This window comes from Bradyrhizobium sp. AC87j1 (assembly GCF_002936975.1).
Classification (GTDB): Bacteria; Pseudomonadota; Alphaproteobacteria; order Rhizobiales; family Xanthobacteraceae; genus Bradyrhizobium; species Bradyrhizobium shewense.
The window spans coordinates 1-23612 of sequence record NZ_PTFE01000109.1 but is presented as its reverse complement, the minus strand read 5'-3'; the positions used below and the strand labels follow the sequence as shown (position 1 = coordinate 23612).

18 protein-coding genes are annotated in these 23612 nt (G+C 64.2%); 5 read left to right on the top strand and 13 right to left on the bottom strand.

The features are described from left to right. From CV770_RS34795 to CV770_RS34760, 8 genes are all read right to left on the bottom strand, one after another. The coding region (locus tag CV770_RS34795; protein WP_146101413.1) for an ATP-binding cassette domain-containing protein at nt 1-350 on the bottom strand (350 nt) is incomplete at its 3' end. Continuing rightward, nucleotides 347-1117, bottom strand: a complete 771-nt coding sequence (locus CV770_RS34790; RefSeq protein ID WP_104465566.1) for an ABC transporter ATP-binding protein — start codon at nt 1115-1117, stop codon at nt 347-349. The genes CV770_RS34790 and CV770_RS34795, both read right to left, overlap by 4 nt. Before the next feature lie 192 nt (nt 1118-1309). Continuing rightward, nucleotides 1310-2494, bottom strand: a complete 1185-nt coding sequence (locus CV770_RS34785; protein WP_201760171.1) for a substrate-binding domain-containing protein — start codon at nt 2492-2494, stop codon at nt 1310-1312. Nucleotides 2495-2600: 106 nt separating this feature from the next. Next, complete coding sequence (locus CV770_RS34780; protein WP_104465564.1) at nt 2601-4628, bottom strand: acyl CoA:acetate/3-ketoacid CoA transferase; 2028 nt, start codon at nt 4626-4628, stop codon at nt 2601-2603. 111 nt (nt 4629-4739) lie between these two features. Then, nucleotides 4740-6050: an MFS transporter gene (locus CV770_RS34775; RefSeq protein ID WP_104465563.1), complete on the bottom strand. Its 1311-nt coding sequence runs from the start codon at nt 6048-6050 to the stop codon at nt 4740-4742. 198 nt (nt 6051-6248) lie between these two features. After that, nucleotides 6249-7691 carry a sigma-54 interaction domain-containing protein gene (locus CV770_RS34770; RefSeq protein ID WP_104465562.1) on the bottom strand — a complete coding sequence of 481 codons (1443 nt, stop codon included), beginning with the start codon at nt 7689-7691 and terminating at the stop codon, nt 6249-6251. Between the two features lie 264 nt (nt 7692-7955). Next, entirely contained in the window at nt 7956-9692 is a 1737-nt protein-coding gene (locus CV770_RS34765) for a putative bifunctional diguanylate cyclase/phosphodiesterase (RefSeq protein WP_201760172.1), read from the bottom strand. Between the two features lie 222 nt (nt 9693-9914). After that, complete coding sequence (locus tag CV770_RS34760) at nt 9915-10880, bottom strand: sensor histidine kinase (RefSeq protein ID WP_091961957.1); 966 nt, start codon at nt 10878-10880, stop codon at nt 9915-9917. Between the two features lie 179 nt (nt 10881-11059). Here CV770_RS34760 and CV770_RS34755 point away from each other — a divergent pair, with 179 nt between their 5' ends. After that, nucleotides 11060-11899, top strand: coding sequence for an SDR family NAD(P)-dependent oxidoreductase (locus CV770_RS34755; protein WP_104465560.1), 840 nt, complete (start codon nt 11060-11062; stop codon nt 11897-11899). Between the two features lie 228 nt (nt 11900-12127). Here CV770_RS34755 and CV770_RS34750 read toward each other — a convergent pair whose 3' ends face one another. After that, nucleotides 12128-13507 carry a cytochrome P450 gene (locus CV770_RS34750; protein ID WP_104465559.1) on the bottom strand — a complete coding sequence of 460 codons (1380 nt, stop codon included), beginning with the start codon at nt 13505-13507 and terminating at the stop codon, nt 12128-12130. 148 nt (nt 13508-13655) lie between these two features. After that, complete coding sequence (locus tag CV770_RS34745) at nt 13656-14891, bottom strand: LLM class flavin-dependent oxidoreductase (RefSeq protein ID WP_104465558.1); 1236 nt, start codon at nt 14889-14891, stop codon at nt 13656-13658. Nucleotides 14892-15195: 304 nt separating this feature from the next. Here CV770_RS34745 and CV770_RS34740 point away from each other — a divergent pair, with 304 nt between their 5' ends. Together CV770_RS34740 and CV770_RS34735 are read left to right on the top strand one after the other, a co-directional pair. Further along, complete coding sequence (locus CV770_RS34740; RefSeq protein WP_104465557.1) at nt 15196-16602, top strand: MFS transporter; 1407 nt, start codon at nt 15196-15198, stop codon at nt 16600-16602. A 146-nt stretch (nt 16603-16748) separates the two neighbouring features. Continuing rightward, a complete protein-coding gene (locus CV770_RS34735) occupies nt 16749-17942 on the top strand; it encodes an extracellular catalytic domain type 1 short-chain-length polyhydroxyalkanoate depolymerase (RefSeq protein ID WP_104465567.1) in 1194 nt (397 codons plus the stop codon). A 204-nt stretch (nt 17943-18146) separates the two neighbouring features. Here CV770_RS34735 and CV770_RS34730 read toward each other — a convergent pair whose 3' ends face one another. Beyond that, nucleotides 18147-18449 carry a hypothetical protein gene (locus CV770_RS34730; protein WP_245453943.1) on the bottom strand — a complete coding sequence of 101 codons (303 nt, stop codon included), beginning with the start codon at nt 18447-18449 and terminating at the stop codon, nt 18147-18149. A 142-nt stretch (nt 18450-18591) separates the two neighbouring features. On the opposite strand from CV770_RS34730, the gene CV770_RS34725 reads away from it, so the two are divergent. Further along, complete coding sequence (locus CV770_RS34725; RefSeq protein ID WP_104465555.1) at nt 18592-18960, top strand: winged helix-turn-helix transcriptional regulator; 369 nt, start codon at nt 18592-18594, stop codon at nt 18958-18960. A 4-nt stretch (nt 18961-18964) separates the two neighbouring features. On the opposite strand, the gene CV770_RS34720 is transcribed toward CV770_RS34725, so the two are convergent. Next, a complete protein-coding gene (locus tag CV770_RS34720) occupies nt 18965-19645 on the bottom strand; it encodes an MBL fold metallo-hydrolase (protein ID WP_104465554.1) in 681 nt (226 codons plus the stop codon). A gap of 184 nt (nt 19646-19829) precedes the next feature. Between CV770_RS34720 and CV770_RS34715 the strand changes: the two genes are divergently transcribed. Then, complete coding sequence (locus CV770_RS34715) at nt 19830-21428, top strand: alpha-amylase family glycosyl hydrolase (RefSeq protein ID WP_104465553.1); 1599 nt, start codon at nt 19830-19832, stop codon at nt 21426-21428. Between the two features lie 179 nt (nt 21429-21607). On the opposite strand, the gene CV770_RS34710 is transcribed toward CV770_RS34715, so the two are convergent. Further along, nucleotides 21608-23308 (bottom strand): alpha-amylase family protein, encoded by a 1701-nt coding sequence (locus CV770_RS34710; protein ID WP_104465552.1) that lies wholly within the window; start codon nt 23306-23308, stop codon nt 21608-21610. Between the last annotated feature and the right edge of the window lie 304 nt (nt 23309-23612).

Here is a 23612-nt window from a genome sequence, read left to right as displayed (position 1 = left end):
ATCCAGTCGAGCTGGGTGTCGTCGAGCGGGCCGTCGCGCGCCGCCAGCACCAGGTTTTCCTTCACGGTGAGATCGGAAAACACCGCCATGCTCTCCGGCACGTAGCCGACACCGAGTCGCGCGATGTCGGGCGTGGCGCGGCTCTCGATACGATCGCCGGAGAGGCTGATCTCGCCGCTGGACGCCTGCCACAGCCCCATGATGGTGCGCAGGGTCGTGGTCTTGCCGGCGCCGTTGCGGCCGAGCAGCATCGTGGTCTGCCCCTGCGGGACCGCGAGGTCGATGCCCTGGAGGATGTGATAGCGACCGATATGGGTGTGGACGCCGGAGAGCCTTAAAAGATCAGTCATGCCGCACTCCCTGTCTTGGGCGCGACACCGAGATAGGCTTCCTGCACGATCGGCGAGGCGATCACTTCGGCAGGCGGGCCGTCGGCGACGAGCTGGCCGTTATGCAGCACGATGATGCGGTCGGCGAGCGAGCGCACCACGTCCATCTTGTGCTCGACCAGCAGGATGATCTTGCTCCTGTCCTGCTTGAGCTGCGCGATCAGGTTGAGCACCACAGGCACCTCGTCGATGCTCATGCCGGCGGTCGGCTCGTCGAACATGAAAACCTTCGGTTCCAGCGCGATCATCAGCGCGACCTCGAGCTTGCGCTGGTCGCCATGCGACAGCGCGGTCGCGGCGACGCCGCGGCGGCTGCCCAGCGCGACCTGGTCGAGAATGGCGTCGGCGCGGGCGATCAGGTCGCGGCGCACCATCCAGGGCCGCAGCATGTCGTAATGGGTGCCGTTCGCCGCCTGCACTGCGAGGCGGACATTCTCTTCCACCGTCAGGTTCGGGAAGAGATTGGTGAGCTGGAAGGCGCGGCCCAAGCCTGCGCGCGTCCGCATCGGCGCGGAGTGCTGGGTGATGTCGGTGCCGTCGAACAGGATGCTGCCGTTCGAGGCGCGTAGCTGGCCCGAGATCAGGTTGAAATAGGTGGTCTTGCCGGCGCCGTTCGGGCCGACGATGGCGGTGAGCTCGCCCGGACGGAACGTGCAGGTCACGCTGTTGACCGCCACATGGCCGCCGAAGCGGATGGTGAGGTCGCGTGTTTCGAGGGTGAGCGTCATGGGGGCCGGCGAATGATGAATGGAGATAGATCCGCGATCAAGCTGCGCTCCCTCCCCCGCGTGCGGGGGAGGGTAGGGGAGGGGGTGTCTCCGTAGGTGAGAACCCCCAAGAGGAGAAAGCCCTCACCCGGATCGCATCTGACGATGCGATCCGACCTCTCCCGCAAGCGGGAGAGGTGAGCACCAGCGCTCTTACCGCTTGTTGCGGACGGGAACGTCCATGTCCTCGATCTTCAGCTCGCGCACCGGCTCGAGCACTGCCCAGGCGACGTTCGGATCGACCTTGACCTTGAAGGCGTACATGCTCTGCAGCGCCTGATGGTCTTCCTTCCGGAACACCATCTTGCCCTTCGGCGTGTCGAACTCCAGGCCTTCCATCGCAGTGATCAGCTTCTCGCTGTCGGTCGACTTCGCCTTGGTGACGGCGGCGACGACGGACATCGCGGCGGCAAAGCCGCCCGCGGTGAAGAAGTCCGGCGGCGCGTTGAAGCGCTTCTGGTGTTCGGCGACCAGCCAGTCGTTCACCTGGTTCTTCGGGATCTCGTAGAAATAATAGGTCGCGCCTTCCATGCCGGGCAGGCCCTTATAGGCGGCGAGCGCCGGCAGGATGTTGCCGCCGGTAGAGAGCTCGATGCCGTAGCGCTTCGGGTCCATGTCCTGCAGCTTGGCCAGCGGATTGCCGGCGCCGGCCCAGATCACCCAGATGACCTTGCGGCCCGGCTTGTCCTTCAGCGCGTCGAACAGCCGCTGGCCGACTGCGGTGAAGTCGGTGGTCGAGGTCGGGGCATATTCTTCGGCCGCGAGCGTCGCGCCGGTCTTGGCGAGTGCTTCCTTGAAGGCGGCGACGCCATCGCGGCCGAACGCATAGTCCTGCGCCAGCGTTGCGACGGTCACGCCCTGCTTGCCGATCGCGACCGCATTCGAGATCGCGTCCTGCGAGGAGTTGCGCGCGGTGCGGAAGATGTAGCGATTCCACTTCTCGCCGGTAATCTGGTCCGCGACGGCGGGCTCGACGATCAGGATCTTCTTGTTCTCCTCGGCGACCGGGAGAATGGCGAGCGCCGCGGCCGACGAGGTCGTGCCGATCGCGATATCGGCCTTGTCGTCCTGATAGGCTTCGGCGAGCGCAGCCTTGGCGAGGTCCGGCTTGCCCTGGTCGTCCTTGGTGATGATGACGATCTTGCGACCATCGAGGGTCATCGTGCCCTTGGTGGCGTATTCAAAGCCCATCTTCAGGCCGGTCTCGGTCTGCTTGGCGTAGGCCTCGAGCGGACCGGTCTTGCCGTAGATCAGCGCGACCTTGAGATCGTCGGCCCGTGCGGAGGTGCCCGCAGCGAGTGCGAGAATGGTTGTTGTTATGATGAGTGATCGACGCACGATGGTCCCTCCTGATTTAACGTTTCTCGGCAACAGCGATTTGCATAACACTACGAACATTGCAATTGAACCTTCCGGCCGAGCGCGTCGGCCTTTCGAGCATGCATCATTTTTGGGCTGGCCGCGCATCGCCGACTCCCTCGGCCTGACGCCGATCCGACTGCGCTTCGTCCGCGCTTTCGAAAATGTGCGGCGCGACGCCGCGCCTCTCCAGGGCTTCGCCGAGCTTGATGCGCAGGAAGCCCGACGTGGTGTAGCGCGACACGCCGGAATAGAAGCGATCGACGAGACTGCGCACCATGGCCGAATAATCGTCCATCAACTCCGGCAGGATGGAAAAATTGTCATAATTGACGATGGCGTAGACCCGGCGGCCAAGCGGAGCGAGCCTGGCTTCGACGATACCAGCGATGGTGTCGATCTCGGTCTTGCTGCGTAGCGGATAGCGCTCGAGATTGACGAAAAACAGGTTCTGCTGCTCGTCCAGCGTGAAGCGCTGGTCGAGCGGGATGGTGAGCAGGCGCTCGCGCAAATCCATGAGACCCTCACGGAAGATGCGATCGTCCATCAGCGTCGGGTCCCGCGGGATCAGAGGCTTGAAGTCCATCAGGCGCAGAATGTCGCGCTCGATGTCGATGCCGGGCGCGACTTCGGTGAGCTCGAGCCCGTCGGGCCTGAGCTCGAACACGCAGCGCTCGGTGACATACAGCGTGCGCTGCTTGCGCGCAGCCGCGAACGGGCCGCTGAAGGTGACGTGCTCGACGCTCTCCACGAACTTGCGCGACTTGGCCTCGTCGAGAATGACAAGTTTCCCATCCTTCACCGCGATGCGCTGCTTGCCCGCGCCGAACGTGCCGACGAAGATGACTTCCTTGGCGTTCTGGCTGATGTTGATGAAGCCGCCGGCGCCCGCAAGCTTCGGCCCGAACTTGCTGACATTGAGGTTGCCGGCACGGTCGACCTGGGCGAGCCCGAGGAAGGCGGCATCCAGGCCGCCGCCGTCGTAGAAGTCGAACTGATAGGGCTGGTCGATCACCGCCTGGGTGTTGATCGCCGCGCCGAAATCGATGCCGCTCGCGGGGATGCCGCCGATCACGCCCGGTTCCGCCGTCAGCGTGATGAGGTCGATGATCCGCTCTTCGTTGGCGACGGAGGCAATCCCCTCGGGCATGCCGATGCCGAGATTGACGACGCTGTTGGCCTTCAGTTCCAGGGCGGCGCGCCGGGCGATGATCTTGCGCTCACTGACCGGCATCACCGGCAGCGAGGCGGCGCGGACGCGGATCTCGCTTGAGAAGGCCGGATTGTACTGCGTGCCGAAGGTCTGCCAATGGTTCTCCGGCCTTGCCACCACGACGCAGTCGACGAGGATGCCGGGAATCTTGACCTGGCGCGGATTGAGGCTGCCGGCCTCGGCGACGCGCTCGACCTGGGCAATGACGATGCCGCCGGAATTATGCGCCGCCATGGCGATGGCGAGCGCTTCCAGCGTCAGCGCCTCCTTCTCCATGGTGAGGTTGCCGTCGGGATCGCCGGTGGTGGCGCGGATGATCCCGACGTGAATCGGAAAGGTCTTGTAGAGCAGGCACTCTTCGCCGCCGATCTTGATCAGCTCGACCATGTCCTCGGTGGTGCGCGCGTTCAGTTTGCCGCCACCGTGCCTGGGATCGACGAAGGTGCCCATGCCGACGCGGGTGACGTGGCCGGGCCGGTGCGCGGCGATGTCGCGGAACAGGTGCGTGATGACGCCCTGCGGCAAATTATAGGCCTCGATCTGACCCGCGATCGCAAGCTGCTGCAATTTCGGCGCAAGGCCCCAATGTCCGCCGATCACGCGTCGGACCAGGCCCTCGTGCGCGAAATGGTTGAGGCCGCGATTCTTGCCGTCGCCCTGGCCCGCCGCGTAGACCAGCGTCAGATTGCGCGGCTCGCCCTGCGTATAGGGGGCATCGCCCTCGTGGGAGAGATAGAGCTCCTCCAGTGCGATCGCGATCTCCTCGGCAAAGCCGATGCCGACGAAGCCGCCGGTCGCGACCGTGTCGCCGTCACGGATCAGCATGACCGCTTCGGCCGCGGTGACGACCTTGCCCTTCTCGGAATTGCGCAGATAAGGCAGAGCTGGGTGATGGCTCACGGCGTTCCTCCCGATCTCCTAGACCGTATGCCGTTATTGTGCGTTGATCCTATCGCGAGGAGCGCCCCTGGAACAGGCTGCTCCTCGCGGTGGACAAGGTGATCAGAACATTCAGCCCTGAACTATCTTGCGTGTTTCGGTGGCGAAATAAACTGAGACGATGGTGATCAGCGCCAGCGCGATCATGTAGAGCGAGATCGGCCAGGTCGCCGGCGCGTAGGCCGTCATCAGTCCCGTCGCGATCAGCGGCGACAGCGCGCCGGCGAAGATCGAGGCCAGGTTGTAGCCGAGTGAGACGCCGCTGTAGCGCACCTTGGTGCCGAACAGCTCCGACAGGAAGCTCGCCTGCGGGCCGTACATCGCGGCATGCCCGATCGCGAGGCCCAGCACGATCGCGATCCAGGCATATTGCGGGTTCCTGGTCGCCAGCAGCGTGAACAGCGGGAACGACATTAGCGCCGAGAACACCGCGCCGAAAATGTAGATCGGCCGCCGCCCAAGCCGGTCCGAAAGCGCGCCAAAGGCCGGGATGGTGAAGGTCTCGATCGCCGCGCCGATCAGCACGCCATTGAGCATGTCCTGCTTGTTCATGCCGAGCGATTGCGTGGCATAGGCGAGCACGAAGGTCGCGTAGATGTAGAAGAAGCCGTTTTCGGCGAAGCGCGCGCCCATCGCGAGCAGGATGTTCTTGGGATACATCCTGATCGCCTCCAGGATCGGCATCTTCACTTCCTGCTTGGTATCCTTGACCTTCTGGAACTCCGGGGATTCCGCGATGGTGAAGCGGATCCACAGGCCGACCAGCACCAGCGCGATCGAGAACAGGAACGGGATGCGCCAGCCCCAGGCCAGCAGCTGCGCATCGGTCAGCATCGCCGATACCACCGAGAAAACCAGCGTGCCGAGCACGAGGCCGAGCGGCGCGCCGAGCTGCGGCCAGCTGCCGTAGAAACCCTTCTTGTCCGCGGGCGCATGCTCGACCGCCATCAGCACCGCGCCGCCCCATTCGCCGCCAAGGCCAAAGCCCTGGATCAGGCGGCAGGTGACGAGCAGAACCGCGGCCCAGATGCCGGCGGTCTCGTAGGTCGGCAGGAATCCGATCGCCGCGGTCGCCACGCCCATGATCAGCAGCGTCAGATACAGCATGGTCTTGCGGCCGATCTTGTCGCCGTAATGCCCGAACACGACGCCGCCGAGCGGGCGCGCGATGAAGCCGAGCGCATAGGTCGCGAATGCCAGCAGCGTCCCCATCATGGGGTCGAAGGTCGGAAAGAACAGCTTGTTGAAGATCAGCGCCGCAGCGGTGCCGTAGAGGAAGAAGTCGTACCACTCGATGGCCGTGCCGATCAGGCTCGCGGTGGCGACCGTGACGTGCGAGGGCTGTTTCGCCTGAAGCTGATGGACCGTGATCGCTTCACTCATCCTTGCGTCCTCCCTGATTTGCGAATGCGCATGTGCAGCATGCGTCATTGTGCAAAGCGAAGAGCAAGGTCCGCGCCAGATGCGGCCTCCTTACGCAAACTGGCCTAAATCCCGGCAATTTCCGCATTGGCGCCCGGACAGAGCCGTTCGGCGCCATGTCCGGAATCTGAGACTCCAGACAGTCCACTGTCTCGAAACTCAGACAGGGGTCGGCCCTGCGGCGAGGCCGAACTTGGCGAGCTTCTTGTAGAAGGTCGCGCGCGAGATTTTCAGCATCCTGGCGGCCTCGGAGATCTGGCCGTTGCTGGCGGCGAGGGCCTGTTCGAGCGTGTGCTTCTCGAACTCGGCCTCGGCTTCGGCATAGGGCACCACGGGTCCGGCCGGGCGCTCGGATGCTGCGGGCCTGACGTCGGCGCCGACGGGAAGAATGCGGGCGACATCTTCGCCGGTCAGCCGGCCGGAATCGCTCAGGATCAGCGCCCGCTCAAGGATATTGCGGAGCTCGCGGACGTTGCCCGGCCAGTCATAGCGCGCCAGCGCGGAAAGCGCGCTCGGCGTGATCTTCGCCTTGACGTAATCGCCGGAGGCGCTGATGTCCTCGAGCAGCCGGGCGCAGATGTCGGGGAGATCATCCAGGCAGTGCCGCAGCGGCGGCAAATCGATCGAGAGCACGTTCAGGCGGTAATAGAGATCGGGCCGGAACGCGCCGTCGCTGACGCGCTTGCGCAAATCGACATTGGTCGCGGCGACCACGCGCACGTCGACCTTGGAGATCTTGTCCGAGCCGAGCGGCTCGATCTCGCGCTCCTGCAGCACGCGCAGCAGCTTGGCCTGCAATTGCAGCGGCATCTCGCCGATCTCGTCGAGGAACAGCGTACCGCCGTCGGCGATGCGGAACTTGCCCTCGCGTCCCCTGCGGTCGGCGCCGGTATAGGCGCCCGGCGCGGTGCCGAAGAACTCCGATTCGATCAGCGTGTCGGGAATCGCGGCGACATTGACGCTGACGAACGGCTTCTCCGCGCGCGAGGAGGCATTGTGAATCGCCTGCGCCAGCATCTCCTTGCCTGTGCCAGTCTCGCCGGTGAGCAGTACCGTGACGCTCTGCCGCGCCGCGCGGCTTGCAAGCTGCTTGGCCTGCGCGATACCAGGCGTGGTTCCGACGTAGTCGGCGAAGGTGAAGCGTGCGGCGCGGGCGTTGGACAATTGCCGCCGCGCCAGCCGCAGATCGCTCTCGAGCTGGGCGACGCGGGCGAGCAGGGGTTTGAGGCTTTCGAGATGGTCATAGAGCACGAAGCCGATCGCGCCGATTACCGTCCCGTTCTCGTCCTCGATCGGCATGCGCGTGACGACGAGTTGCTCGCCGCCGAGCTCCATGATGTCGAGCAGGATCGGCTCGCCGGTTTCGGCCACCTTGCGCATCAGGCTGTTGGGGATGATCTCCTCGATCGGCCGGCCGATTGCCTCGGAGGTCCGTTTGAGACCGAGCGCGGCGAGATATTTTTCATTGACGTAGACGACGCGCCCGCCGCGGTCGATCGCGATCGCGCCCTCGCAGAGCTTCTCCAGCCGCTCGAACAGCGTCTCCATCGCGCGCGCACGGAGATAGGCGGGATCGCTGATCGAGGCGGAAGAGGCGGACATGACATATCCCGGGGGAAGTCTGCCTGTGTATTAGCAAAAGGGTAGCAATTTCAAAGAGGAGAAATGGCCGTTTGCGGCGAGCCCCGTTCTCCGCTGTCGTCCCGGACAAGCGAAGCGCAGATCCGGGACCCATAACCACAGGGAGATGTGATTACTGGGATTCGGAGTGACCATCTTCGCGCCAAACCACGCCCTGTGGTTATGGGTCCCGGGTTCGCTTCGCGCCCCGGGACGACAGCGGTGCGTGCGGCGGCGGTTTGCGGCCTACCTTCGATACCCGCTCGCGCGCGAATAGCCCTGGCGGTTCTGCTGCGCCGGGCGGCTCACTACGCTGGCGCGTGACTCGCTCGAGGCCGGTGTTGCGAGCTTCAGCTCCTCCAAAAAGATCGGACGGGAGAAGTAGTAGCCCTGGGCGTAGCGGATCTTGGTTGCGGCCTGCAGATAAGCGAGCTCCTCGTAGGATTCGAGGCCTTCGGCGATCACGGTCATGCCGAGCGCTTCGCTCAAGGATTCGATCGCGCGCAGGATGCCCTGGCTGCGCGGGCGCTTATGGATGTCGGTGATGAAGGAGCGGTCGATCTTGATCTCGTCGGCGGTGATGTCGGCCAGCGCCGAGAGCGACGAATAGCCGGTGCCGAAATCGTCGATCGAGATACCGACGCCGAGCTTGCGGAATATCGGCAGGATCTCGTCCTGGAAGTGATTCTTGGCGACGAAGGCGTCTTCGGTCACCTCGATCATGAAACGTTGCGGAAAGCCGGTGTCGTCGAGCGCCCGCGCGAAGCTGCGCATGAATTCGGGGTTGCCGGCCTGCTTGGCTGCGACGTTGATGCTGATGGTCGCTTCCGCGCCGAACGTCTCGTTGATCAGGTCGATCGATTTGACGATTTCGGCGAGCACGAGATGGGTCAGCTCGTCGATCAGCCCGAGCTCGCTGGCAAGATTGATGAACGATCCCGGCGCCTGGATCACGCCTTCGTCGTCGCGCAAGCGCACCAGGGCCTCGATGCCCTTCACCGCCTGCGTGCGGATGTCGACCTTGGACTGGAAGGCGCAGCAGAAACGCTTTTCCAGGATGGCGAGCCGCAGCGACTGTTCGATCTTCATCCGCGCCAGCGCCTCGCGCTCCATGCTGGAATCGAAGAAGGCTGCCAATCCCTTGCCGTCGTTCTTGATGCGGTACATCGCGATGTCGGCATTCTGGCGCAGCGTCTCGAAGCTGCGGCCGTGATCGGGATAGAGGCTGATGCCGACCGAGGTGGAGGCGAAGAGTTCCGAATGGTCGATGAAGAACGGCGCCGTCAGCCGCTCCAGCGTCGACTGCATGAATTCGGCGACTTCCTCCTGGCTCTGGATCGGGGAGAGCAGCAGCAGGAATTCGTCGCCGGAGATGCGCGACAGCATGTCGGAATCGCGCAAGTCGCGCCCGAGCCGCTTCGACAGCTCGACCAGCAGCGCATCGCCGACGGCGTGGCCGTAATAGTCGTTGATGTGCTTGAAATTGTCGACGTCGAGGAAGGCCAGCGCGAAACGCTCGCCGCCGCCATTCTCCGCCAGCAGATTGTTGGCGTGATGTTCGATCACGCGCCGCGAGGGCAATCCGGTCAGCTCGTCGAAATAGGCCGAGCGAAACAGCTGGTCCTCGAAATTCTTCTGCTCGGTAATGTCGGAGGACGCCGAGATCAGCAGCTCACGTCCGGCGAGGCGAACGGGACGATGGGTCGTGAGCAGCACCTGGCGCGCGGCGCCGCCGTGAAGCGCCTCCTCGGTGACGACAGCCTGGCCGGCGCTCAGCGCCTGGCGGCAGGCTTCGCGGCGGGGCGCAAGATCGGGTGAGGGACGGCTGCCGTCCATGCCGAGCTGCGCGGCCGCGGCATCGTTAACCAGCAGAAGCTCGCCATGCGCATCCTGCACGGTCAGGCCGGCCGGCAGCATTCTAACGATTTCCTTGAGAAAACCGAGCTCGGCTTCAGTCGCGCCGGAATATTGGTTGTCGTTCATAGAAGTCATGAATCTTGTTGTTTCAGCGCGCCTTTGCAATGGGCGCGATCTTGCGCGGTTCCCTCTTAGGTTTGGTTAAGGGGTACGGAGAAATACGGGGGTGTTTTGGAGAAAACTTGCGGCGATGCGACGCGCGCAGAAAATCGTCATTAACAGAGGGTCAACAGCCCATGCGAAACTGCGGACGGGGTGCGCGGGCCGGCTTTCGCTTGACGCGCGATGCTATTCACTTCGGGGGATGCGGCACTGCATGATGCAATGCAGCCCGGTCTTCAAGTAAGAGATCTCGGTCCTGCCATCGAAGGACGACAGTGCCGATTTCAGCAGCTTGGTGCCGAAGCCGGGCTCGGACACCTTGTCCACGCTCGGACCCTCGGTCTCGTCCCAGGTGATGATCAGGCGGTCGTCGCTGACGGTCCATGACACCTGCAGCAGACCGCGCGGCGCGGAGAACGCGCCGTACTTGCCCGCATTGGTGGCGAGTTCGTGAAACATCAATGACAGCGTGACCGCGAGCTTCGGCGGCAGGAACAGGCGGTCGCCATTGAGGGTGAAGCGGACATGGCCATAGGGGCCGAGCTCCGAGATCAGGAGGTCGCGGATGTCACAGCCGGCCTTGTCGATCCGCGAGATCAGATCGTCGGTCGCGGCCAGCGAGCGCAACCGCGGATCGACCCGGTCCCAGACCTGGGGGTGGTCGTGCAGCACCTGGTGCAGCACGGCGTGCACCGTCGACAGCTTGTTCTTCAGCCGGTGCTGGAGCTCGTCGACCAGCAGCTTGCGATACTCTTCTTCCTCGATCAGGCGCTTGGAGATCCGGCGCTGCTCTGCCAGCATGGTGCGATAGTGCTCGACACCCCAGATGGTGAGCGCACAGACCGCCCAATAGAGTGCCAGCAGGGCAAACCGCGCCCGATCGGCAAAGGCATCGCCGAAATTCACGACGACGCCGAGCATGCCGCCGACCAGCGCGGTCACGATTCCGATCCGGAAGCCCCCGAACGCGGCGGCGAAGAACACGGCCGGGAAATAGGGCGTGAAGTAGACGTCGGGTCGCACATGCGCGAGCCCCCAGCGCGTCAGCGTCGCGATCAGCAGGCAGGCCACCGCAAAGGCAATGCTCAGACCGAGCGATGGCGGCGCCGCACCCTGCCAACCCCTGCGGAATTCCTCGATCAGCTTCCCCATGCGCAGCCCAGTTGCGATATGCGTTCGAAAATCGAGCGACCTGTGAAGATGTTACGCATCCCGTCAGCACAAGCATAGCTTGCCTTGTCGGAGGCCGGCAGGGATAGTGGCGCCCGCGGCGATGGCAGCGGCCGATGTTCGCCATTTGGCATCAAATCGTTCGAAAACAGGAACATTCCATGGGCAGGCTGGACGGCAAGGTTGCGGTGATTACGGGGGCGACGAGCGGGATCGGATTGCGCACTGCGGAAGTCTTCGTTGCCGAAGGTGCCAAAATTGTGATCGCGGGGCGGCGCCTACCGGAGGGCGAAGCCCTGGCCAAGCAGCTCGGCGCCAACTGCATCTTCCGCCAGACCGACGTGACGGTCGAAGCACAGATGCAGGCGTTGATCGCGCTCGCCGTGGATAAGTTCGGCCGGATCGACTGCCTGTTCAACAATGCCGGCGGCCCGGCGCAGACCGGCGGCATCGAGGGCCTCGAGGTCGAGCGCTTCGATGCGGCGATGGCGACGCTGGTGCGCAGCGTCATGCTCGGCATGAAGCATGCCGCGCCCGCCATGAAGAAGCAGGGGAGCGGCAGCATCATCAACAATGGCAGCATCGCCGGCCGCCTCGCCGGGTTCTCGTCCTCGATGGTCTATAGCGCGGCCAAGGCAGCGGTGATCCATCTCACCAAATGCGTGGCGATGGAGCTCGGCGAGTCCAACGTGCGCGTCAACGCCATCTCGCCGGGCGCGATCGCGACCGGCATCTTCGGCAAGGCGCTCGGACTCTCGACCGATGCTGCGGAGAAGACGCCGGCGGTGATGCGCGAGGTCTACAAGACCGCGCAGCCGATCCCGCGCGCGGGCCTTCCCGATGACATCGCCCAGGCTGCGGTGTTCCTGGCCAGCGACGAATCCAGCTTCATCAACGGCCACGATCTCGTCGTCGACGGCGCCATGACCGGCGGCCGCAACTGGAGCCAGCAACAGCAGGGCTATGTGGCCTTGCGCAAGGCGTTCGATCAGGGGGCGTAAGCGACGGAGACGGTGCCGTAGGGTGGGCAAAGGCGGGCTCTTCGCGCGCCGTGCCCACCAACCCTTTCCATCGCGGCAAATCGTGGGCACGGCGCTCCGCGCCTTTGCCCACCCTACGGGGGTGTCATTCCGGGGCGCACGAAGTGCGAACCCGGAATCTCGAGATTCTCAGGTGCGCAATTGCGCACCATAGTTCGATGCTTCGCATCGCCCCGGAATGACGGTGCACTAATTCACCGCCCGCACCCTGACCTTCAACCCGTCCCGCGGCTTCGGGATCGGCCACATCTGCCAGTCCGGCTTGTAGCCGGGCTCCAGCGACACCTCGATGTTCTGCAAGAAGTGCCGCGCGAAGCATTTTGCCTGCATGTAGGCGAAGTGCAGGCCGAGGCACATATGCGCGCCGCCGCCGAACGGGACCCAGGCGAAGCGGTGGCGACCCCGTTGCGCCTCCTCGGTGAAGCGCAAGGGGTCGAAACGATCCGGCTCCGGCCAGATGTCCTTCATGTGATGGGTATAGAGCGGATTGACGCCGACCGCGGTGCCGGCGGGAATTGTAAAACCCTTGAAGGTGAAGTCGCGCATGGCGCGGCGCGGCATCGAAGGCACCGGCGGCTTGATCCGCAGCGCTTCCTTGAACGCCATCTCGGACAGCGGCATCTTTTCGAGATCGTCGAAGCTGCTCGGCGCGCCCGGCGCGAGCCCGAGCGCGAGAACTTCCGCGCGCAGCCTGTCCTGCCAGTCCGGATTGGCGGCGAGCTCGCCGATGAAGGAGGTCAGCGACGAGGTCAGCGTGTCGTGCGCCGCCATCATCAGGAAGCTCATATGGTCGATGATGTCCTGCTCGGAGAGCAGCGCGCCGTCCTCATGGGTGGCGCGGCACAGCTGCGAGAACAGGTCATCGCCGCCATGATTGCCGCGGCGAAGCGGGATTTGTTCGCGGAAATAGGCGACGATGCGTTTGCGCCCCCTGACGCCGGCGGCCATCTGGGTGCCGGGCAGGGGACGGCGGATCGGGGCGACGGCAGCCGCGACCATGTCGACGAAGGCGCGGTTGATCTCGTCGACCTCCGGCCCGATATCGGCGCCGAGGAAGGACGCCGCGGCGAGATCCAGCGTGAGCTGCTTCATCGCGGGGTAGAGCTGCATCTCGCCGGGCTTGGCCTTCCACTGCGCGACTCGCGCGGAGATGCCGCGGTCGAGATCGCTGAGATAGGATTTCATCGGCCCGGACTTGAACGCGACCGACAGCGCCTTGCGGTGCAGCCGGTGCTCGTCGAAATCCAGCAGCATCAATCCGCGCGGAAACAACAGGCCGAGCACCTTGTTCCAGCCGTGGGTCGAGGAGAACAGCTTTTGCTGGTCGAACATCACCAGCTCGTTGGCCTCGGGCCCGAGCAGCACGACATTGGTCTCGCCGAACACATGGGTGCGGTAGACCGGGCCGTATTTGGCGCCGTTCGCCTCGATATGGCCCTTGGGATCGGCCAGCACCTGGAAGGTCTTGCCGATGATCGGCCATCCCTCGTCGCCGGGAATGTGCGTCAGCGCGTTGCGCTTGGGCGCGGTGAAGTCGGGCGCCGGTGCGGCAACATTCTGCATCGACATGACGATTGCTCCGGTTGGCAGGCTCCGCGAACATAGCACGATCTGGCCGCGATGAGCTGCGGTCGTCTTGCGCACAAAATCGTCACACCCCCCGCCGTCGTCCCGGGTTCGCGCTACACGCGTCCCGGGACGACGGGCTGAGCGCGTCCTATCGCTTCGCCGCTTCCTTCTGCAGATCCGGCGCGTTGACGGCGGGGATGGCGACGCGGCCGGCGCCGGTCACCTTCAGCGCCTCGGCCGCCTTCTCGTTCTCCATGATCTTGGCCATCACCGCCTGGCCCGCGCGCTCGAAGATCGCCCGGTTCTCGATCACGAATTTTTGTGACTTGCGCAGGCCGTCGATATAGCCGTTGATCTCCGGCACCACATAGCGCGCCACCAGGTCCCAGCTCCGGCGCGTGTTCTCCGGATTGGCCCAGTCGTGCACGAAGCCGATGACGGCGCCAACGCCGCCCGACACCTGCATCACGTTCTTGATCATTTTGACGAGATCGTCGGGCGTGCCGATGACGGAGGCGGCGCCCTCGACGAAGGCGGTCTTGTCCACGGCCTCGTCGGGCGAGGCGAAGGCGGTGAGGCCGGGCCGCTGCAGCGTGCCGACATTATATTCGTTGTGCCAGCGCATCAGCCCGGCGCCGGCCTCGCGTCGGGCCTGCTCGCGGGTCTCGGCGAGGTGCCAGGTCAGCAGCACGCGCCAGTCGGCGCGGTTGACTGTGGTGCCGTGCTTCTTGGCCGCGTCCTCGGCGAATTGCCATTGCTGTTGCAGCGACATCAGCCCCTGCGTCGTCATCGAGCCCAGCGAGATGATGCCGATGCCGTATTTGCCGGCGAGCGTCATGCCGGAGGGTGAGATCTGCGAGGCCACGACGAACGGCATCTCCTCCTGCAAGGGCAGGATCTGCAGCGCGGCGTCGTTCATGGTGAACCAATCGCTCTTGGCGGTGACGCGCTCGCCGTTGAAGAGCCGGCGGATGACGCCGATCGCCTCGTCCTGCCGGTCGCGCTGCGTCATCGGGTCGATGCCGAGCGTGTGCGCGTCGGAGGCAAGCGCACCCGGTCCGGAGCCGAAGATGGCGCGGCCGCCGGTCATGTGATCGAGCTGCACCATGCGCTGGGCGACGTTGAAGGGATGATGATAGGGCAGCGACACCACGCCGGTGCCGAGCTTGATCCGCTTGGTGCGCTCGCCGGCCGCAGCCAGGAACATCTCGGGCGAGGCGATCATCTCCCAGCCGGAAGAGTGATGCTCACCGCACCAGAACTCGTCATAGCCGAGCGCGTCGAGCTGCTCGACTAGGTCGAGATCGCGCCGGAACTGGAGCATCGGATGCTCCCCGATCGGGTGATGCGGGGCAAGGAAGGCTCCGAACTTCAGGCGCGCCATGGCGTTCTCTCCGGCTTTGATTTTCTATTTGTTGAGACGGCGAAGCTACGTGCCGGAGGCCGCGAACGCAATCGCGCGGTGTCCCGCGCGGCGGAATGCAGGCATGCGGCGAAGCGAGGTCCTTCGTCATGGCCGGGCTCGTCCCGGCCATCCACGCTCTTCGCGCGCGGAGACGAGCACGTGGATGCCCGGGACAAGCCCGGGCATGACGAGTTCGGAGCGCGCGAATCCTACCTCCGAGGTAATCGCGACACCGCAGGTGATCTGGGATGATCTGGCAACGATAGTTCGAGGCCACGCGCCGATGCATCAGATCGTCACACAACAGATCGATTCGACCCGCCGCTGGTGGGTGCTGGCCATCGTGGTGGCCGCCCAGTTCATGTTCGGCGTCGATGCCTTCATCGTGAACGTCGCCATTCCCACCATTGCAGTCGAGCTGGAGGCATCGCCCGCGCAGATCGAAGCGGTCATCGCGATCTACCTGATCGCTTATGCCACGCTTGTCGTCACCGGCGGCCGGCTCGGCGATATCCACGGCACCAAGACTGTCTTCTTGGCCGGCCTGCTCGGCTTCACGGCGACCTCGCTGTGGTGCGGGCTCGCGCAGTCCGGGGTGGAGCTGATCATCGCCCGCCTGGCGCAGGGCGCGACCGCGGCGCTGATGGTGCCCCAGGTGCTGGCGACGCTGCATCTGCTCTTTACGGACGAGACGCGCAGCCGCGCCTTCGCGATCTACGGCATCGTGCTCGGGCTGGCCGGCGCCGCAGGCTTCCTGCTCGGCGGTCTGCTGGTCACGATTGATCTTGCCGGCACCGGCTGGCGTTCGGTGTTCTTCGTCAACGTGCCCTGCGGCCTCGTCATTGCAACTGCCGCCTGGCGCATCATGCCGTCGGTGCCGCGGCGATCAGGGACGAGGCTCGATATCACGGGCAGCATGGTCCTGTTTGCGGGATTGCTCTGCCTGATCGGCCCGCTGCTGTTTGGTCACGATGTTGGCTGGGCACCCTGGCTGTGGGCCGTGATGGCGGTCGGTGGCGTCGTCCTCGTAGCATTCCTGAAGCTCGAGCACGCAGTCGCTCGTGCCGGCGGCATGCCTTTGATCGACCTCACGCTGCTGGCGGATGCCGCTTTCCTGCGCGGGCTTGGCGCCGCCTTCTTCTTCTTCCTTGCCAATCTCTCCTTCTACCTCGTCATGACGCTGTTCATGCAGCGCGGCCTGAAGATCCCGCCGCTCTCAGCCGGCATGGCCTTCATCCCGCTTGCGCTCGCTTTCGTCGTGGCCTCGCGCCACAGCGGCGCGCGGGCGCGTCATCGCGGCACCAAGGTGTTGATCGAAGGCTGCACGCTGCAGATCGCAGGCCTCGCCGCGCTCGCGCTTGTTGCAGCCTGTATCGATGCGCCATCGCCGCTTCTGCTCGCGTTCGTCATGATCATCTTCGGCTACGGTCAGGGATTGGTGATGGCGCCGCTCTCCGGCGCGGTGCTCTCGACCGTCAAGCCTGTCGCCGCAGGCTCGGCGTCCGGCATCTACGGCACGACGGCGCAGATCGGAAATGCGGCCGGAGTGGCCGCAATCGGCGCGGTGTTCTTCGCGATCGATGCCTTGCAATCAGCGCGCGCAGGATTTCTGGTCTCGCTTGCGCTGTTTGTGACATTAATCATGATCTGTGCCGCATTTCTGTCGTGGATGCGTCGCGCATCTGCGTGAAGCCGAGGCATTGCGGTTAATTCGTGCGGATTTCTGCGGAATTTCCCGTGATTTTCGTGGATCGACAGCGCACGGTCTTTTTATTTTGCAATGCAGCAACTATCTGGTTTGGCTGAACGTTGAAAGCCGCCCACCAGGAAGTTGCCGTGTCGTTAGCCAAAAATGTTGATCTGTTGAGACGTCTGCCGAGGCTGGACGGTCTGCGCTTTGCCGAGCTCGGCCGAAGCGCCGATGCGTCCAGTCCATTGGAAGAGGTCACCGGCTTCGGCCACAACCCGGGGGCCTTGCGCATGTTCGCGTTCGTGCCGGCGCAGTTGCAGAAGCCGCGCGCGCTGGTCGTCGTGCTGCATGGCTGCGGGCAGACGGCAGCGGGCTACGATCTCGGCGCGGGCTGGTCGACGCTCGCGAAGCACTATGGCTTCGCGCTGCTGATGCCCGAGCAGCAGCGGATCAACAACGGCAACACCTGCTTCAACTGGTTCAATCCGGAAGATACGGCGCGGGACAGCGGCGAGGCGCATTCGATCCGCGAGATGATCGCGCATATGGCGGAGGCGCATCGCATCGATCCCAGGCGCGTCTTCATCACCGGCCTGTCCGCCGGCGGCGGCATGACGTCGGTGATGCTCGCGACCTATCCGGAGGTCTTCGCGGCCGGCGCGGTCATTGCCGGACTGCCCTATGGCATCGCCTCGAATTTGCGCGAGGCACTGGACGGCATGTTTCATTCCCCGACGCGTCCCGCGCGCGAGCTCGGCGATCTCGTGCGCAACGCCTCGGATTATCGCGGCCCCTGGCCGAAGGTCTCGGTGTGGCACGGCAGCGCTGACCGCACCGTCAATCCCGGCAATGCCAACGAGATCGTCAAGCAGTGGCTCGATCTGCACGATCTGCCGGAAGCGCCGATGGCGGAGACCAATGTCGACGGCTATCCGCGCCAGGCCTGGTGGGGCAAGGACGGCGAGACGCTGGTCGAGTCCTACGCCATCACCGACATGGCGCACGGCACGCCGCTGGGGCTGGCCGACAACGACCAGCGCTATGGCGTCGAAGGCGCATTCCTGATCGAGGCCGGCATTTCCTCGTCCTATCACATCGCAAAGTTCTTCGGCCTCACCGGCTGGATTGCAGACGCTGCAAAGGCGGAGGCCAAGCCTACAAGCAAGTCTACAAGCAAGCCTGTAGCGCAACCGGCACTGACGCCCGCGCCGCATCTCGCCCGCTCGATCCGCGCCGCGGTCGCCGAACGGCCGGCCGAGCAGACGCGCGAGGAGGCTCGCAGCTTCGATCTCGGCGAGATCATCACGCGCGCACTGACCGCCGCGGGATTGATGAAGTAACCCCAAACTCCGCTGTCGTCCCGGACAAGCGCGCCCCAAGCGCGCGCCGATCCGGGACCCATAGCCACAGGGCAAAGTGAGGCGCGAAGGTGCAACTCCGAGCCCCCGCAAGTCACGGCTTCGTGTGGTTATGGGTCCCGGATCTTCGCTTGTCCGGGACGACAGCGGAGTTTGTAGCGATGTCGTCGCGTCAGCCCGCGGAAACTACGCCGTCTGACCGATCCACTCGATCGGCGTCACCGTCACCTCGCCGCCGGCGACCTTCCGCGTCATCTCCTGATAGGCTTTGAAGAAGTCGCGCGATTGCAGTGCCTTCTGCGCGGCATCGTCGGCGACGCTGGCGAGATGGAAATAGCTGCCGTCGTGGCGATTCTTCAAGACACGATAGCCGATCCGGCCCGTCAGCTCGGGATCGCCGTCGATCGCCTTGATGAAGCGGCCGACCTCCTGGTGCCAGGCTTCCGTGGTGCCGTTCCTGAATTCATATCTGATCATGAAGTGCTTCATGTGACGCTCCCTGTTCGTCGTGTGCGTCATCATCTGCGGCTCGCAAACGATCCTGCAAGTATGGACAAAATTGATAGTATGGACTTTTTCGACGTTGCTCCTATCCTCGCGTGAGGCGTGGCTAACGCGTGGAGGAGACGACATGGCGAAGGCGAACCCGGCGCGCATCTGCCCGGTCGCGGCCTTTCAGAAGATGATCAGCGGCAAGTACAAGCTGCGCATCGTCTGGGACCTCAAGGACGGCCCGCGCCGCTATGGCGAGATCCGCAGCGGCCTGTTGCGCGGCACGGAAGGCAGCGCCGAGATCACCCCGCGCGTGCTCAGCCGTGAATTGAAGGCCCTGACCGCGAGCGGCCTGATCGACCGCAAGGATTTCGGCGAAGTGCCGCCAAAGGTCGAATATCGCTTGACCCGCAAGGGCAAGAGCTTCGTGCCCGTCGTCGCGGCGATCCGCGACTGGGGCGATCGTCACCTCAGTGAAGCGGTGTCGCTTGTGGACGCGGCAGAATAAAAGCTCACATCTCGCCGGTGATGAACGGATTGGTCATCCGTTCCTGGCCGATGCTGGAGCCGGCGCCATGGCCGCAGATGAAGCCGACATCGTCGCCGAGCGGCAGCAGTTTTGTCAGGATCGAGTTGATCAGCGTCGCATGACTGCCGCCCGGCAAATCGGTGCGTCCGACCGAACCGGCGAACAGGACGTCGCCGACATGGGCGAAGCGCAGCTCCTTGTTGAAGAACACCACGCTGCCGGGCGAGTGGCCGGGGCAGTGGAAAATATCGAATTGCAAGCTGCCGATCGACACGCTGTCGCCTTCGGTGAGCCAGCGGTCCGGCGCGAAATTGCGCACGCCGGTCATGCCGAAGCGTGCGCCGCTGTCGACGACGTTGTCGAGCAGGAACTTGTCGGCTTCATGCGGCCCCTCGATCGGCACCTTCAGTGCATCGCGCAGATCGGCGGCGCCGCCGACATGGTCGATATGGCCGTGCGTCAGCCAGATCTTCTCCACGGTGACGCCGGTCTGCTTGATCGCGTCCAGGATCTTCGGCACGTCCCCGCCGGGATCGATCACCACGGCCTTCTTGCTGGGCTCGTCCCAGATGATGGTGCAGTTCTGCTCGAACAGCGTCACGGGAACGATGATCGCGCCGGCCTTGGATTGCGAAGAGTCTTGGGAGTCATTTTGCTCGGTCATGGCGCCACAATGCCGATTTTTGCCATGCCGCCAAGCAAAAGATTCGGCCAAAGATCTGGAATGGAGCCTGGAACAATCACGCCCGCCGTCACACGGCCGTCCCAATTGGCTCGCCAATTTGAACCGGGGCGCTGCTGTCGCGTTCTTCCGCCCGAGGCGCAGATTTATGGATGGGTCCTCCAGCATGGCTCAGGGCGATAGCAACTGGTGGCGCGACGGCATCTTCTATCAGATCTACCCGCGCTCCTTTCAGGATTCGAACAATGACGGCGTCGGCGATCTAGCCGGCATTTTGCGGCGGCTGCCTTATGTGAGATCGCTCGGCGTCGATGCGATCTGGCTGTCGCCGATCTTTCCCTCGCCGATGGAGGATTTCGGCTATGACATCGCCGACTATACCGGCATCGAGCCGCTGTTCGGCACGATGGAAGATTTCGATGCGCTGATCGCGGCCGCCCACGACAACGGCCTGAAGCTGATCCTCGACCTCGTGCCGAACCACACCTCCGATCAGCATCCCTGGTTCGTCGAGAGCCGCGCCTCGCGCGACAATCCCAAGCGCGACTGGTACATCTGGCGCGATCCGGCACCCGACGGCGGGGTGCCGAACAACTGGCTGTCCGAGTTCGGCGGCAGCGCTTGGCAGTTCGACGAGACCACGGGGCAATATTATTACCACGCCTTCCTCGCCCAGCAGCCGGACCTGAACTGGCGCAATCCGGACGTCCGTGCCGCGATCTACGACGTGATGCGGTTCTGGCTCGACAAGGGCGTCGACGGCTTTCGCGTCGACGTGATCTGGCACCTGATCAAGGATGCCGAATTCCGCGACAACCCGCCCAATCCGCACTACGTCGAGGGACGGCCGCCGAACGAAAGGATCATGACGCAATATTCCACCGACCAGCCGGAGGTGCATGACGTGATCGCCGAGATGCGGCGCGTCACCGACGAATTCGGAGCCCGCGTGCTGATCGGCGAGATCTATCTGCCGCTGCATCGCCTCATGGCCTATTACGGCAACGATCTCACCGGCGCGCAGATGCCGTTCAATTTCGCGCTGCTCTTGACCTTCTGGAGCGCGCGCTCGATCGAGAAGATCATCGAGGATTACGAGAAGGCGCTGCCGCGCGGCGCCTGGCCGAACTGGGTGCTCGGCAATCACGACCGCCCGCGGGTCGCAAGCCGTGTCGGGCCGGAGCAGGCCCGCGTCGCCGCCATGCTGCTGCTGACGCTGCGCGGCACGCCGACGCTCTATTACGGCGACGAGATCGGCATGCACCAGGTGGCGATCGCGCCGGAGGACGTGCGCGACCCCTTCGAGAAGAACGTGCCCGGCATCGGTGTCGGCCGCGACGGCTGCCGCACGCCGATGCAGTGGGATGCGACCGAATTCGCCGGCTTCTCGGCGGCGCGGCCGTGGCTGCCGCTGCCGGAGCACTATGTGCGCGACAATGTCGTCAATCTCGAAGCCGACGCGCGCTCGATCCTCAACCTCTACAGACGCCTGATCACCCTGCGGAAGAGCAGTCGGCCGCTGGTCGCGGGCGATTATCATCCGATTGCGGCACAAGGCGATCTCCTGATCTATCGCCGCGAAGCCGAGGGGCAGGCGGTGATCGTGGCGCTCAATCTCGGCCCCGATCCGGTCGCGGTGACGACGAGTGCGATACGTTTCGGCAGCAGCATACTGCTGTCAACGTTCCTGGATCGCGACGACGAGCGCATTGAAGGCGTGCTGGATCTGCGTGGCAATGAGGGGGTAATCGTCGCTCCGCCGTAGCGGTCGTCCCGGACAAGCGCAGCGCAGATCCGGGACCCATAGCCACAGGGAGTGGTTTGGCGAAGACTCGGAGTGATCAGCGCGCCCCAGACTTCTCCCTGTGATTATGGGTCCCCGCTTTCGCGGGGACGACAGCGGAGGGGACGGCTGCGGTGGAGTATAGCGATGCGTAGATGCTCTTACCCCGGATGCTTCTTCCCCCGCGCCGTAGTCCCGTCGATATCACTCCGCTTCAGCAGATAATCCAGCCCGCCGACGCGGTACCAGCGATAGCCATACGGCTCCAGCACGATTCGGTGCTGGCCGCGCTTGTCGACGTGGCTGTGGTCCTCCGCGAGCAGATTGATCAGGTGCGCGCCGGCCTCGTCCGGCAGCCCCACCGAGAACGCGATCTCGCGCGGCTTCTCGTCGAGATTATGCACGAACAGCACCGAATTGTTGCGCCAGTCGTAGCGCATGATGAACACGGCGGGATCGCGCACCGGAATGATCGCGAAATCGCCCCAGCCGATTTCAGGCACCTCCTTGCGCATGCGGACGATGCGCTCGGTCCAGTTCAGCATCGAGTTGGGATCGCGCCGCTGTTTTGCGACATTGACGTGCGGATAGCCGTAAGGCCCCTTGTCGATCACAGGGCAGGCCGGCTTGTTGCTCTTGGTGAAGCCGCCATGCGGCTCGGTCGACCATTGCATCGGCGTGCGCGCGCAATTGCGTTCCGGCAATGAGAGATCGTCGCCCATCGCGATCTCGTCGCCATAGCGGATGACGGGCGTTCCCGGCAGCGTGCACATCAGGCTGTAGGCGAGCTCGAGCCGCCTGCGGTCGCCGCCGAGCATCGGCGCGAGGCGCCGCCTGATGCCGCGGTCATAGAGCTGCATGTCCTTGTCGGGGCCGAAATTCCTGAACACGGTGTCGCGCTGGGCCTTGGTCAGCCGTCCCAGATCGAGCTCGTCGTGATTGCGCAGGAACAGGCCCCATTGCGCCGTCGCCGGCCGCGGCTTGGTCGCCTTCAACGCTTTCGCCAGCGGCCGCGAATCTGCGGAGGCCAGCGCATAGAACAGGTGCTGGTTGACGTGGAAGTTGAACATCATGTGCATGCGGTCGGCATCGCGGCCGAAATATTCCATGTCCGTCTTCGGCAGCACGTTGGCTTCGGCGAGGATGATGGCGTCGCCCTGCCGCCATTGCAGGAATTCGCGGAACGCGCGCAGCATGTCGTACTGCTCGACCGGCTTCTTCACTTTCGCGCCCTTGGTCGCGATCACGAAGGGCACGGCGTCCATGCGGAAGCCGGAGACGCCGAGCTGGATCCAGAATCCCATGATCTTCAGGATCTCGGCCTGCACATGCGGGTTCGACGTGTTGAGGTCGGGCTGGAAATCGTAGAAGCGGTGGAAGTAATACGCGCCCGCTTCCTTGTCGCGCGTCCAGGTCGATTTCTGCACGCCGGGAAACACCATGCCCTTGTTGGCACCGGCCGGCTTCTTGTCGGACCACACATACCAGTCGCGGTATGGCGAGTTCTTGTCGCGCCGCGCCTCCTTGAACCAGTGATGCTGATCCGAGGTGTGGTTGACGACGAGATCGATGATAATCCGGATGCCGCGCTGCTTGCAGCCATGGGCGAACTCGACGAAATCGCCGAGTGTGCCGTAGCGCGCATCGACGCTGTAATAATCGGCGATGTCGTAGCCGTCGTCGCGGCCGGGCGAGGTCTGGAACGGCATCAGCCAGATCGTGGTGATGCCGAGGCCGTGCAGATAGTCGAGCCGGCGGAGCAGGCCCTTGAAGTCGCCGACGCCGTCGCCGTTGGCGTCCATATAGGAGCCGACGGAGAGGCAGTAGATCACGCCGTTCTTGTACCAGAGATCGTCGATCATCCGCGCAGCCTCGGTGGTTCCGCCGAGGTGCGGCGGCTGCGTGATAAGTGCGTGGGGGAGGGGAGGTTCCGTTGGCTGTCGTTCCCGCACACTCACTGTCGTCCCGGACAAGCGCAGCGAAGCGGAGCGCAGATCCGGGACCCATAACCACAGGGAGGAATTTGACGAAGATTCGGAGTTACCTTTCAGCCCTACAACGACCCCCTGTGGTTATGGTCCCCGCTTTCGCGGGGACGACGGCGGAGATCGAGGCTGCGCTTAGCCTCCATCGAGCAGTGTGCGGGCACACCGGAATCGGTTATCC

Bases quoted from the DNA above. Each gene is read 5' to 3' on its own strand.
- CV770_RS34790 (WP_104465566.1), bottom strand. From the start codon at position 1,117: ATGACGCTCACCCTCGAAACACGCGACCTCACCATCCGCTTCGGCGGC.
- CV770_RS34775 (WP_104465563.1), bottom strand. From the start codon at position 6,050: ATGAGTGAAGCGATCACGGTCCATCAGCTTCAGGCGAAACAGCCCTCG.
- CV770_RS34770 (WP_104465562.1), bottom strand. From the start codon at position 7,691: ATGTCCGCCTCTTCCGCCTCGATCAGCGATCCCGCCTATCTCCGTGCG.
- CV770_RS34765 (WP_201760172.1), bottom strand. From the start codon at position 9,692: ATGAACGACAACCAATATTCCGGCGCGACTGAAGCCGAGCTCGGTTTT.
- CV770_RS34760 (WP_091961957.1), bottom strand. From the start codon at position 10,880: ATGGGGAAGCTGATCGAGGAATTCCGCAGGGGTTGGCAGGGTGCGGCG.
- CV770_RS34755 (WP_104465560.1), top strand. From the start codon at position 11,060: ATGGGCAGGCTGGACGGCAAGGTTGCGGTGATTACGGGGGCGACGAGC.
- CV770_RS34750 (WP_104465559.1), bottom strand. From the start codon at position 13,507: ATGTCGATGCAGAATGTTGCCGCACCGGCGCCCGACTTCACCGCGCCC.
- CV770_RS34745 (WP_104465558.1), bottom strand. From the start codon at position 14,891: ATGGCGCGCCTGAAGTTCGGAGCCTTCCTTGCCCCGCATCACCCGATC.
- CV770_RS34740 (WP_104465557.1), top strand. From the start codon at position 15,196: ATGCATCAGATCGTCACACAACAGATCGATTCGACCCGCCGCTGGTGG.
- CV770_RS34730 (WP_245453943.1), bottom strand. From the start codon at position 18,449: ATGAAGCACTTCATGATCAGATATGAATTCAGGAACGGCACCACGGAA.
- CV770_RS34725 (WP_104465555.1), top strand. From the start codon at position 18,592: ATGGCGAAGGCGAACCCGGCGCGCATCTGCCCGGTCGCGGCCTTTCAG.
- CV770_RS34720 (WP_104465554.1), bottom strand. From the start codon at position 19,645: ATGACCGAGCAAAATGACTCCCAAGACTCTTCGCAATCCAAGGCCGGC.
- CV770_RS34715 (WP_104465553.1), top strand. From the start codon at position 19,830: ATGGCTCAGGGCGATAGCAACTGGTGGCGCGACGGCATCTTCTATCAG.
- CV770_RS34710 (WP_104465552.1), bottom strand. From the start codon at position 23,308: ATGATCGACGATCTCTGGTACAAGAACGGCGTGATCTACTGCCTCTCC.